We start from the raw sequence: 14,003 nt of genomic DNA on the forward strand, positions 1-14,003 counted from the left end.
TTTGTCTACTATATACATCTTAAAACAAAACATGAAATTTCTTTTTCTTGTTTATCAAGGTCATTAGTATTCATTTGGTCCATCTTTATTCTAAATCAACTTCATTTCCGAAATATAAGTTTAAATAAATAATATAAATTATAAGATGTCCTATAATAATTGTTATTTTAATAGCATTAAACCTGCTCTTAAAATAGTAAAGAGTGGGTTTTTATGTTGTTATTTAGATGTAAGGGTACTTTGATTAGAATAAATATAGATAATTAACAACTAACCAATTGGAGGAGCGCCTAAAAGGGCTCTTTTTTATTGAAATCAATATACATATATGTGTCGTTCTTTCTTTATACCATCGACCACATATATGTAATTTTGCATAATGTTACATAAATTGTGTATTTTCTCTTTTTTTCGACAGAAACAGCAAGTATACTTTGTACAAGCTTTCTATTTCAAAAATTATACGAGGTGAACAAAATGAAAAACAAAAAGACATTAACTAAGGTAGCATTAACAACAGGCTTAGCTTTAACAGCTGTAGCACCATACGGGGTAGGTCATGCAGAGGAAACAGACCAACTACAAGTTCAAATTCAAGAGGAATCGTTCCGTTCGGGTGAACTTACACAACCGTCACAAAAGGCACCAGAGAATGTAGTAAAAGATGCTCTTAAGGAGAAAACAGAACAAGCTCTTTCTTCAAAGCAAGTCAATGGAGAAACAGGAGTAGATTATAAAGTACTTCAAAAACGTGGTTCATATGATGGGACTACACTTGTACGTATACAGCAAACATACGAAGGAAAAGAAGTATATGGTCATCAATTAACTGCACACGTAGATGATAACGGTGTTATTAAAAGTGTTTCAGGGGATAGCGCGCAAAATTTAAAACAAGAAGAATTGAAAAAACCTATCAATCTATCAAAAGATGAGGCGAAACAATATATTTATACGAAGTACGGGAACGATATCAATTTTATTTCTGAGCCAGAAGTTAAGGAAGTTATTTTTGTTGATGAAAATAATGGACAAGCAAGTAATGCATACCAGGTTACATTTGAAGCTGCTACACCAAACTATGTTTCCGGAACATATTTAGTAAATGCACAAAATGGTGATATGTTAAAAAATATGGTACAAGAATCTAACTTAAAAGCAAGTGAAAAACTAGTTGGAGCATTAAAGAAAAGTAAAAAAAGCAATCTTACATCATTAACTGGAACAGGAAAAGATGATTTAGGTATATCACGTACATTTGGCATCTCTAAACAAAGTAATGGCAAATATGCTCTTGCTGATTATACAAGAGGGCAAGGAATTGAAACATATGATGTGAATTATAGAGATATTACTAAAGAAGAAAGCTATTATCCTGGTACATTAGCAACTAGTACTTCGACAACATTTAACGATCCAAAAGCAGTAAGTGCTCATTACTTAGCAACAAAAGTATTTGATTTTTATAAAGATAAATACAAGCGTAATAGCTTTGATAATAAGGGACAAAAGGTAGTTTCAGTTGTACATGCTTGGGATTCTGGAGATACGAATGATCCGAAAAATTGGCAGAATGCATTAAGTGCTAATAATGGAAGTATGCTTGTATATGGAGATCCTATCGTCAAAGCATATGACGTAGCTGGACATGAATTTACACATGCTGTTACTTCTAGCGAATCTAATCTTGAATATTACGGTGAATCAGGTGCGATTAATGAAGCGCTATCTGATATTATGGGGACATCTATTGAGAAATACGTAAATAATGGAAGCTTTAACTGGACGATGGGAGAACAAACTGGTTCTGTTTTCCGTGATATGGAAAACCCGGCTTCTGTTCCATCTTCACTTGGAGTACCATATCCAGATGATTACAGTGAATTTAACGATTTTAATGGATGGGATCAAGGTGGCGTTCATTTTAATTCAAGTATTATTAATAAAGTTGCGTATCTCATTGCAAAAGGCGGAACTCATAACGGTGTAACTGTCAAAGGGATTGGTGAAGATAAAATGTTTGATATCTTCTATTATGCAAATACAGATGAGTTAAACATGACTTCTAATTTCAAAGAATTGAGATCAGCATGTATTCGAGTGGCAACTAATAAATATGGTGCGAATGCAGCTGAAGTTCAAGCAGTACAAAAGGCATTTGATGCAGCAAAAATTAAGTAAGTTAGAAATATAGTCATCATTCATATATTAATACATTATGAAAAACAGTTAATGTCCTTTTAAGGATATTAGCTGTTTTTTTACATAACTATGCATTAGTGAAAATAAACTTACTAAGCAATAAATAGGCTGTCTCTCTTCAATAAGTTACTACAAATATATAAGGTTTAAAGTGTATAAAAACAGAAAATTAATAATATATTGACCTCTTTATAGAAAGTACTATAGAATGAAAGCGATAACAAACGGTTGCTTTAAAATGATTTCCCTGATCTTTTAGTATGTACAAATATATGAAGACATAAACAAATCTATTTTTTTAAACATTAATGCAAACGTTTTCGTATTAAAAAGATCATTGAAATACATATGTGAAAATAGCCAATATGGGGGTGAGGTAAACTAGATTTTTAGATCGATTTAAGCAGTGGAATTTAGTACGAGCATAATAAATCGTGCGTACTATTTAAAGAAAGGGTGTATGTGGTGCAAATGATAAAAAGATTAATTAGCAAATCAGTTTTATTACTTACTATAATCGTTATGTTATCATCTGTTTTCTCTTTTCAAAGTGTAAAGGCAGTTTCAAATTCGAAAACAACTGAAGTTATCATTCATTACAAAGAGCAATCTGGAAATACAAAAGACTGGAACCTTTGGATATGGGGTGAAAATGCAAATGGTAAATCATATGAATTTACTGGTGAAGATGAATTTGGAAAGTACGCTAAGATTAATATAGATGGTAACTATAATCGCGTAGGATTTATCATTCGTACAAATGAGTGGGAAAAAGATGGTGGCGATCGTTGGATTGAAAATATAAAGGACGGTCGTGCTGAAGTATGGATTCTTTCTGGTGATGAAAAAGTATATAACTCTAAGCCTTCTTCGGATCTATCAATTCAAAAAGCAACTATTGATAGTTTCAATGAAATTACTGTAACCACTAATATCCCGTTTCATATTAAGGAACGGAAAATTGAAATTGAAGGCATTAAAATTAAGAATATTAGTCCTTATGATATAAACAGTGGAAATATTACTAATAAAGTTAAAATAATTACAGAGCAGAAAATTGATTTAAAACAGACATACAAAGTTAAAATTGAAAACTTAGCTTATACGAATACTGAAATCGGTAAAGTCATTCGTAGTGAGGAGTTTGATAATTTATTTTATTATGGCAGTAACGATTTAGGTAATATATATACACCACAACATACAAAGTTCCGTGTATGGGCTCCTACTGCGAGTGAAGTGAAGTTAGTTACATATAAAAAATGGAACGATAAAATAGGTACTGAAATAAACATGCAACAAGGTGAAAAGGGCACTTGGAAAGCAGAACTTAAAGGGAACCAAAAAGATCTCTTTTATACGTATAAGGTGAAAATTGGTGATAAGTGGACTGAAGCAGTTGATCCGTATGCACGTGCTGCTTCTGTAAATGGAGATAAAGGTGCGGTTGTTGATTTAGAAGAAACAAATCCGAAAAAATGGAACGCTAACAAAAAGCCGAAATTTAAAAATCCGGAAGATGCTATTATTTATGAATTGCATGTACGTGATCTTTCTATCCAGCCTGAAAGCGGCATTAAACATAAAGGAAAATATTTAGGTGTAACAGAAAAAGGAACAAGAGGGCCTGAAGGTGTGAAAACAGGACTTGATCATATGAAAGATCTTGGTGTTACACACGTTCAGCTTTTACCGATATTTGATTATGCTTCAGTAAATGAAGAGAAATTAAACGAACCACAATATAACTGGGGATATGACCCGAAAAATTTCAACGTTCCAGAGGGATCCTATTCTACAAATCCATATGAGCCAACTGTTCGAATAACTGAATTAAAGCAAATGATTCAAACACTGCATGATAATAATCTTCGTGTTGTTATGGATGTAGTCTATAACCATATGTATAATGCTGCTGAATCTAATTTTCATAAGTTAGTTCCAGGTTATTATTATCGTTACAATGAAGACGGAACATTTGCAAATGGCACCGGAGTAGGAAATGATACTGCTTCAGAACGAAAAATGATGAGGAAATTTATGATCGATTCTGTAGCATACTGGGCAAAAGAATACAATTTAGACGGATTCCGTTTTGATTTAATGGGTATTCATGATTATGAAACGATGAATGAAATACGTAAAGCTGTTAATCAAATTGCCCCTTCTATTATACTGCATGGAGAAGGTTGGGATTTAAATACACCTCTTGCAGCAGAGTTGAAAGCAAATCAAAAGAATGCAGAAAAAATGAAAGGGATTGCCCATTTTAACGATAATATACGTGATGGATTGAAAGGTAGTGTATTTGAGGAGAAGGAAAATGGATTTGTAAATGGAAAGGAAAACATGGAAGACCGTATTAAAAAAGGCATTACAGCAGGCATTGACTACGATACAAATTCGTCTACTTATCAAGATCCGGAGCAGGTACTAACTTATGTGGAAGCACATGATAATCATACATTATGGGATAAACTTGAGTTGACTAATCCAGGTGACAGTGAAGAAGTAAGAAAACAAATGCATAAATTGTCTTCTTCTATTTTATTAACATCACAAGGTATTCCATTCTTACATGCAGGACAAGAGTTTATGCGCACGAAATATGGTGATCATAATAGTTACAAATCTCCTGATTCAATTAACCAGATGGACTGGTTGCGACGTGCAGCATTTAATAATGAAGTAGATTATATGAAGGGCTTAATAGAATTACGCAAAAAGTACTCAGCTTTTCGAATGACATCTGTAGAACAAATTAGAAAACAGGTATCGTTTATTGATGCTCCCAAAAATGTTGTGACTTATTCAATAGACGGAAAGGGCAATGGGAATAAAAACGAAAACTTTATGGTGGCTCACAATGCGAATAGAGAAGCCGTTGACATAACGCTTCCATCGAAAGGTCCTTGGAAAGTACTAGTAGATGGTAAACAGGCAGGTAGTAAAACACTTTACGTTGTCCATGACAATAAAATTAAAGTTCCTGCATTAAGTTCATTTGTTTTAAAAACAGAGAAACCGATCAAATAAATGCCAAAAGCAGAGTGAAGGTTGTTTTCACTTTGTTTTTAAAGTTAAAATAATATAATTTCACATACTGTAATTATATTACAATTTAATAAACAAAAAGAGAAGAACTCACCAAGGTTCTTCTCTTTTTTATGTGTAATAAAGGTTTCCATAATTGTAGATATAAGAGTTTTTGAAATAGCGAAAGGCAAGACGATGAACCTATTTACAAAATGACGAGAAAATGACAAAACTGTAAGAATGCACGAATGTTTGTAAGAAAGTTCGATGTTTTCCTTTTTCTTTTTTTATTAAAGTAAAAAAGAAGAAAGCGATGTCATAAAAGGTTGATATTTTTAGATGCGTACAATAACCAAAACTATTCATGTAATGAAAGTATATGGCAATCAGTAAAACACTTTACTAAAAAGGAGGGATTTGAAATGTCTTTTTCTCAATTCAATATTGATATTTTTCGAGCAATTAATGATTTAGGTAAACAATATTCATTCCTAAACTCAACCATGGTATTTTTGGCAGAATATATGGTATATATTTTAGCTTTAATTATTTTAGCTTATTGGTTTACTGGGGCTAGAAAAAGTAGGATGATGGTTATTCAAGCGATGATTGCTTTTGTGATTGCTGAGGTGACCGGAAAAATAGCAGGGAAATTTCATCTGAATTATCAACCGTTTGCAGCATTGCCTGATGTTAATAAACTTATCGACCATACTGTAGATAATTCATTTCCTAGTGACCATACAATTCTCTTTTTTTCGATTTGTTTTTCGTTTTGGCTTGTTCGTAAAAAAACTGGATGGTTATGGCTTATACTTGCATTTTGTGTAGCGATTTCTCGTATTTGGGTAGGGGTTCATTATCCTTTTGATGTTTCAGTAGGGGCTTTAATAGGATGTATTTCAGCGGTATTTTCGTATTGGTTAGTACCGAAATTATCTTTTATTAGGCAATTACTTACTCAATATGAAAGAGTAGAAAAACATGTTTTACCATCCAAAAACAAATCAAAGGGATTGTGAGTATACAAGTATGTGAGTCTTTTGTATTAACAAATGGCATTACTTTAAATCGTCTTGGAGGTCATGTTAAAAGCGGAACAGTTTTACACTGGAAAGGTGGAAATCATATTAAAAGTATTTTGTAAACAAGTGATATCATTTAAGTGGTTGCCGACTGTCATTAGGTTAGTTTTCATGTACAGTTATCCAAACCTGATTCCACTTCTTGCTAGTAAAGTAAGAGAGATTATAATGTTTTTCATCGAGTCGTGTCAGAGCATGCTAACCTTGCTGTTCAGAAGTCAGCAGATTGATACATAAAAGCACTGCAGGGAGCACTTTTTAACACATGAGATGTTTCAATATTACTTGTAGACATCCTTAAGAAATTAAAATTAATAGATAAGTTTAGAGCATGTTATTATCATCTTTTTAATACATGCTCTTTTTATTTAATTACTGACACTTACAAGTCATCAACAATCTTTATGTTGAAAAATCTTAGTGTACGAAATTCGCGTTTTGTTGGTACTACCCCATCGCTATCAAGCTAAAAAAATAGGTCACCCCCAAAACGAAAAAACATGTTAAATTCCCATAGATAACTATCTTATATTAATTACATAACCTAGTGTGTGATATAATAATATAAAGATATTGTATTTAAAGGGGGATTCAAATTGGTTAAAAACTTACCTTTACTAATAGTGATTTTAATACTTGGTGTAAGTTCTTCTACATTAAGTACGAATGGACACTTTTCTCCAGTTATAGAATGGTCTTTAATGATTATAAGTATTATTTTAAACATTACTGCAGTGATAGGTTTATCACTACACGTTCTTGTATACCAACCTATGAAAAGATTTGAAACGAATTTAAAAGAGAACTTCAAATAAAATAATTATATTTGAGGTAACACCACATCGCTATCGAGCTAAAAAAATATAGCCATAAAAAGAAAAAATACGCTATTCTTTCTGTAGAATCATAGGAAAGGATGGCGTTTTTTATGTCTGTTTCGGTGTCTGATGAATTACAACTATTTGCTCAAGAGATTCAAAGTTTTTTATCTCCAAATACCTTACGGAATCTTGCTAGAGATGTTGGTTTCGTAAAACGAACCAGTAAGTACCAAGCAAAAGATTTAATAGCTTTATGTGTATGGGTGAGCCAAAATGTAGCTATGACTTCTTTAACTCAATTATCTAGCTGTTTAGAAGCATCAACAGCAGTACTTATCAGTCCTGAGGGACTGAATCAACGATTTAATAAGGCGGCCGTCCAACTTTTACAACACCTACTAGCCGAACTATTAAGCAAAAAATTGACCTCATCTATGCCGATTTCTTCTCCATATACTTCTGTTTTCAAGCGTATTCGTATTTTAGATTCAACTGCATTTCAACTTCCAGATCCTTTTTCATCCGTTTATCCAGGTGCAGGGGGATGCAGCCATACAGCGGGAGTAAAGATTCAGCTTGAGTATGATTTATTAAGTGGACAGTTCCTTCATATTCATACGGGTCCAGGGAAACAACATGATCGAACCTACGGTTCCCTGTGTGTTCCAACTGTGACAGCGAATGATTTATGTATCCGAGATTTAGGGTATTTTCATTTGAAAGATCTTCAACACATACAAGATAAAAAGGCTTACTATATCTCTCGTATTAAATCAAATACACGTATTTATCAAAAAAAACCCACCCCTGATTATTTTCAAGATGGAAGAATAAAGAAAGGTACAGAGTATATACAGATAGATATGGAGGTCTTAATGAACTCTCTTCAACCAGGACAAACATATGAAATATCTGACGCTTATGTAGGAATGACTGATAAAGTATCAACTCGTGTGATTGTTCATCGGCTAACAAAAGAACAACAACAAAAACGATTACAAGATCAAGCTGTAAGAGAAAAAAAGAAAGGAATGAAGTATTCTCCTCGTAGTAAACGACTCAGTGGTATTAATGTATATATGACAAACACCCCTACAGACATTGTCCCGATGGGACAGGTACATGACTGGTATTCTTTGCGTTGGCAAATCGAAATTTTATTTAAAACGTGGAAGTCATTCTTTCAAATCCATCATTGTAAAAAGATAAAACCAGAACGATTGGAATGCCATTTGTATGGGCAACTGATTGCCATTCTCCTCTGTTCCTCTACCATGTTTCAAATGCGCCAATTACTTCTTATAAAAAAGAAACGAGAACTGAGTGAATATAAGGCCATATATATGATTAAAGATTACTTTTTTCTTCTTTTCCGTGCGATACAGAAAGACACCCAAGAGCTATCAAAGGTATTATTTCGTCTGTTCAATCTTCTACAACAAAATGGGCGGAAATCTCATCGGTATGAGAAGAAAACAGTCTTTGATATATTAGGTGTCGTTTACAATTGTACCCTGTCTGATAATCAAGCGGCTTAATTCAAAAAAGGAAACCCGTTAGGGTTTATTTCGTATGCAAATCTTTCAATTTCCTACACATAGCCTTTAGAAAACAGAAACAGCTTCTACTATAATTTACGTTGTATGAGCTTAGCTTGATAGCGATGTGGTACTACCCCATTCCCATCAACTTAAGAATTTAGAATTCCCCCCAAAAACGAAATTTTGTTACAAGTTATCACAAAATTTCGTTTTTGGGGTAGTTTTATTTTCTTAGCTTGATTTCGATGAGCGGTACCCCATAAAGGCCCCTGATACATAATTGATGTTTTGCCATTTGTAGAAAACAATCCACTTATACCATTTTAACAAGAAGAAATATCTCGTCCATGTTGTAATATTGGCTTACGTTAAGCTTGTGAAAAAATCATATTCATGTATAATACAATTGATGTATGATACAATAGTTGTAGGAGGGTGACCTTTTTGAAAAGAGAAGATGCCTTAAAACTAAGAACAGATATTAAGAAAATGATTATAATAACTGGGGTTTTTGAATCTCAAAATTTGCCCAATGGACCATTTGAAAAACCTTTACCAACTTCTCAAATGATGGCGTTAGAAGAACTAGAGGTGGGAAAATTAACTGTTTGGCAACTATCCAATAAACTTAGATTAGAGACTTCAACTGTAAGTAGATTGGTAGATAAGTTAGTAAAAAAGGGGCTTATTTATCGTGAAGTAAATGAAAAAAATAGAAGAGAACTTTTTCTGCACCTCACAGAAAAAGGTCACATAACTGTTAATTGCTTAAAAGAGCAATCCATTACATTTTATCAAAGTATTCTCAATAATTTATCAGAATCAGAACAAAAAATAGTTGTGGATGGTTTTGAATTATTTATTGATTCTATTTCTAAGCCTTTTGATTAGAGTGAGGTAAATCATAACATTTGGAGGATAAAATGAGTTTGCATTTTGAACGTCCTATTATTGAATTAAAAGAGAAATTTGATGAATTAAAGAAAATTATGGAAGAAAATAATGTAGATTTATCGTCAGAAATTCATGAATTAGAAAAACGTTTAAATAAAATGCAAGATAAAATTTATTCTAATATTACACCTTTTCAACGAGTTCAAATTGCAAGGCTACGTAACCGACCCACGACATTGGACTATATACCTTTATTGTTTACAAACTTTCTCGAACTTCATGGTGATCGATTATATGGTGATGATAAAGCAATGATAGGTGGTATTGCAAAATTTAAAGGGATGCCCGTTACGGTTATTGGTCATCAAAGAGGTAGAAATACAAAGGAAAATATAGAAAGAAATTTTGGAATGGCACATCCAGAAGGTTATAGAAAAGCGCTAAGACTTATGAAACAAGCTGATAAATTTAATCGCCCTATTATTACATTTATTGATACAATAGGCGCCTATCCAGGGAAAGGGTCTGAAGAACGTGGAATTTCTGAAGCGATAGCTCGAAATCTATTTGAAATGGCTACACTTAAAGTGCCAATTGTTTGTATTGTAATTGGAGAGGCATCAAGTGGTGGAGCTCTTGGCATTAGTGTCGGTAACCATATCCATATGTTAGAGTATTCATGGTACTCGGTAATTTCGCCAGAAGGAGCAGCATCTATCCTATGGAAGGACGCTAAGTATGCTCCAGAAGCTGCTGAACATATGAAAATTTCAGCAAAAGATTTAAAACATTTAGGAATTATTGATGAAATCATTCCTGAAATTAAAGGTGGAGCACAAAATGATATAAAATCACAGGCAAAAATGATTGAATCTGTAATCGAATCATCTCTAAAAAAATTGATACTATTATCCTCGGAAGAGCTTATACAACAGCGATATGAAAAGTATAGACAAATAGAGAATTATAAATGAAAATATTTAAAGTCCGTATTACATTTCGGAGGATTCTCGCAAAAAAACTCTAAATATTTTGTAAGTAACCTCTTAAACTGGGATATGCTGATACTATTACTCTACAAAAGATGTGTGATCGGTATGGAAAAGGAAAATTTGTTCAAATGGAAGCATTATCAGCAAGGTATTATTTTGTTAACTGTACGTTGGTACGGTACAACTTAATTTTTCGTGATTTAGTAGAAATGATGAGGAACCAGGATTATCCTACCATTATGCTAGAAATATATATGTTATATTTTCTTTTCCACTACCTTTGCACCAGAACCAAAAAATACGCTATTCTTTCTGTAGAATCATAGGAAAGGATGGCGTTTTTGTATGTATCTATCAATTTCTGACGAATTACAATTATTTGCTGAAGAATTATATGAACATCTTACCCCTTCATTTTTGGAAAATCTCGCTAGAGAGCTAGGTTTTGTAAAACGAAAACGTAAATTTTCAGGGTATGATTTAGCAACTATATGTGTCTGGATTAGTCAACGAGTAGCGAGTGATTCATTAGTCCGATTGTGTAGTCAGCTACATGCATCAACAGGAACTCTTATGTGTCCTGAAGGACTAAATAAGCGCTTTAATAAAAAGGCAGTGTTCTTTTTGAAACATATTTTCTCCACATTATTAAAAAATAAAGTTTGTGGAGGTACACCTTTGAAAATGACGTGATTTCTATGAGAATCATTAACAATCCCCATATAGATATTTAAATAGGCTCTCTATATTTAACGTATAAAAATTATACATTAAATATATTTTTTATGTTACATACATTAATTTAAGCTTAATCTCTCTTTTTTTATAAGTTCCTTAAACGGACTAACTTCTTACCAATCTTCAAAAACGCTTACGTTTTTAAATTTGTGTTCTAGTTTTTCTTCAACAGATAAATACATAACTACACATAAACTCCTTATATCTCTAGATAAACTACCGATTAGCTCCATATAGACTCTAGATAACCTATATAGAATACAAGTTATCAAGGAGGTAAGAGAAAATGAATTTTATGAAACGAGCAATTCTCAGTATGAAAAAAAGGATAGGAACATCATTAATTTTGATAGCAGTTTTTCTGATTGTTACAAATTTGGTTCTTTCAGGGTTCACAATCCAAAATGCATCAAAAAAAGCAGCGGATGCTGCAAGAAAAAAACTAGGTGCAGATGTTACTTTAGGTCTTGATTTCGATAAATTAGGTCAACAAGCTCGTGAAACTGGAGAGATGCCTAATCCACCGAAGCTTAACACAAAAGAAGCAGATCAATTAGCGAAATCAAAATATGTAAAAGACTATAATTACATAGGCAATACTTTCGGAATTTCTGATGGGCTTAAACTAGTAGGAGCTTCAGAAAGAGAAGATGAAGGAAAAGGTAAAGTGGGAATGGCGGCTGTACGAGGCGGTTCAGGCTCTGGTACAGAAATAGATATGAATGCTTCTTTTATGATTGAGGGAGTTCGCAAGACAGCTTTACAAGAAAGCTTTAAAAACGGAAAAAGTAAAATCATTGATGGAAAACCAATTACAGAACAGATGAAAGATCAGAATGTAGCTTTAATGGAAAAACGATTAGCGGAATTAAACAATTTGAAAGTAGGAGACAAAGTTAAAGTGCAATCAGGGGATAAAAAGGAAACCCTTGAGGTTGAAATTATCGGTATTTACGAAACGAATGAGCAAGCAATGGGTCAACAGGCCCCCCCTATAATGGATCCAGCTAATAAACTATATATGCCGCATTCAACTATGAAAAAATTAGAAGTAGATCAAGGTATAAGTAGTGTTCAAGTCGTGTATTTCTTGAATGATCCACAATACATTGATGCATTTAAAAAAGAAGCAAAAAAATCTAATATTGATTTTACTTATTATAAATTAGATGCACATGATTCATTGTACAAACAAATGATTGGTCCTATCGAGAATATCTCTTCGACTTCTCAAATGATTATTTATATTGTATCGATTGCTGGTGCGATTATTTTAGGATTAATCATTATGCTTTCAATTAAAGGACGTCGTAAAGAAATGGGGATTCTGTTATCTATTGGAGAGAAAAAGTGGAAACTGATGGCGCAGTTCGTAATAGAAGTAGTATGTGTCGCTATTTTAGCATTTGGATTATCCGTAACAACTGGAGCTAAAGTTTCTCAATATATCGGGGATCATTTACTTTCGAGTGAAATTGCTGCAGCGAGCGAAGAAACAGACACTACGCGAAATGGTACTGTAATGATGTCTGGACCTGGTGGTACTTTACAAAACCAAAAAGAAGATCCAATTGATAAAATTGATGTAAGTATAACAGGAGAAGATGTAGGAAAAATGGGGGGAATTGGACTAGCTATTGCTATAATAGCAACGCTTCTTCCGGCATTATCTATTCTACGTTTAAATCCAAAACAAATTCTTTTAAAAGATGAATAAGGAGGCTTAATATGGAAACGATTTTACAATTTAAAAACTTGGATTATTATTATGAAAGTAACGGGAAAAATGTAGCGATACTAGATAATGTTAACTTTTCTTTTCAAAAAGGTCATTTTTATACAATTTTAGGACCATCCGGATCTGGAAAAACCACAACTCTAAGCTTAGGTTGTGGACTGGATGTCCCTAAAAATGGTTATGTACTGTATAATGGGAAAGATATTCGAAAAATTGGTTTGGATCGATACCGTAATCAAAATGTATCTGTAATTTTCCAATCTTATAATTTGATTACCTATATGACTGCTCTTCAAAATGTCCTAACAGCAATGGAAATTACAGGTGTCAAAGTGAAAAATAAGACGGTAAGGGCATTAGAATTATTAGAGAAAGTGGGACTCACAGAAATAGAAGCGAAACGAAACGTCTTGCAACTAAGTGGTGGGCAACAACAACGTGTAGCAATTGCTCGAGCGTTATCTTGTAATGTTGATTTACTTATTGCGGATGAGCCAACAGGAAACCTCGACGAAGAAACGGCCATGGATATAATAGAACTGTTTCAAGAACTTGCACATAAAGAAAATAAATGTATTATTGTTGTGACGCATTCACAGGAAGTTGCTAGAAAATCAGATCGTGCAGTGTATTTAAGTAATAAGAAGTTGGTCGTAAACGAAATCTAATATAAACATCGTAGTTTTTCAATTAACATAATTTTCGAAATTCATCACTTTCAAAAGCTTATATTTGATTTATAATAAAACCAAGCCATAATCAAAATGGTCTCCCTGTATTGAATGTTAAGATAGTTTGTTGTTCCCGTTGTAACAATATTTGAAAAAGAACTTGTAGGATATTCTACAGGTTCTTTTTATTATAATTGGTTACTTATATCATGGGGTAATTACACATAAAAAACGGGACATTACCTAGATATATGATCTAAATACTATCCCGTTTAATTATTTATC

At 32.9% G+C, this 14,003-nt stretch carries 9 protein-coding genes and 2 pseudogenes; all 11 read left to right on the forward strand.

Translation table 11 applies throughout. The annotated features are described in order from the left end of the window. The first annotated feature begins 477 nt into the window (after positions 1–477). Complete coding sequence (locus ACUN28_RS16075; RefSeq protein WP_016087622.1) at positions 478–2,181, forward strand: M4 family metallopeptidase; 1,704 nt, start codon at positions 478–480, stop codon at positions 2,179–2,181. Positions 2,182–2,667: 486 nt separating this feature from the next. After that, on the forward strand, positions 2,668–5,238 hold the full coding sequence (pulA, locus tag ACUN28_RS16080) for a type I pullulanase (protein ID WP_016087623.1): 2,571 nt from the start codon (positions 2,668–2,670) through the stop codon (positions 5,236–5,238). A gap of 422 nt (positions 5,239–5,660) precedes the next feature. Next, positions 5,661–6,260 carry an undecaprenyl-diphosphatase gene (locus tag ACUN28_RS16085; RefSeq protein WP_016087624.1) on the forward strand — a complete coding sequence of 200 codons (600 nt, stop codon included), beginning with the start codon at positions 5,661–5,663 and terminating at the stop codon, positions 6,258–6,260. A 659-nt stretch (positions 6,261–6,919) separates the two neighbouring features. Next, the gene (locus ACUN28_RS16090) at positions 6,920–7,138 is read left to right on the forward strand and encodes a hypothetical protein (RefSeq protein ID WP_016087625.1); all 219 of its coding nucleotides are present in this window, start codon (positions 6,920–6,922) and stop codon (positions 7,136–7,138) included. Between the two features lie 113 nt (positions 7,139–7,251). Continuing rightward, positions 7,252–8,682, forward strand: a complete 1,431-nt coding sequence (locus ACUN28_RS16095; protein WP_016087626.1) for an IS4 family transposase — start codon at positions 7,252–7,254, stop codon at positions 8,680–8,682. Between the two features lie 447 nt (positions 8,683–9,129). Beyond that, positions 9,130–9,576: a MarR family winged helix-turn-helix transcriptional regulator gene (locus ACUN28_RS16100; protein WP_016087627.1), complete on the forward strand. Its 447-nt coding sequence runs from the start codon at positions 9,130–9,132 to the stop codon at positions 9,574–9,576. 32 nt (positions 9,577–9,608) lie between these two features. After that, a complete protein-coding gene (locus tag ACUN28_RS16105) occupies positions 9,609–10,553 on the forward strand; it encodes an acetyl-CoA carboxylase carboxyltransferase subunit alpha (protein WP_000052080.1) in 945 nt (314 codons plus the stop codon). Positions 10,554–10,676: 123 nt separating this feature from the next. After that, a pseudogene (locus ACUN28_RS16110) lies at positions 10,677–10,795 on the forward strand (IS6 family transposase); the annotation flags it as partial. A 121-nt stretch (positions 10,796–10,916) separates the two neighbouring features. Then, a pseudogene (locus ACUN28_RS16115) lies at positions 10,917–11,237 on the forward strand (IS4 family transposase); the annotation flags it as partial. A gap of 358 nt (positions 11,238–11,595) precedes the next feature. Next, on the forward strand, positions 11,596–13,026 hold the full coding sequence (locus ACUN28_RS16120) for an ABC transporter permease (protein ID WP_016087629.1): 1,431 nt from the start codon (positions 11,596–11,598) through the stop codon (positions 13,024–13,026). An 11-nt stretch (positions 13,027–13,037) separates the two neighbouring features. Beyond that, positions 13,038–13,715 carry an ABC transporter ATP-binding protein gene (locus tag ACUN28_RS16125; protein WP_000447848.1) on the forward strand — a complete coding sequence of 226 codons (678 nt, stop codon included), beginning with the start codon at positions 13,038–13,040 and terminating at the stop codon, positions 13,713–13,715. Positions 13,716–14,003: the final 288 nt, after the last annotated feature.

The organism is Bacillus sp. WC2507 (assembly GCF_052656125.1).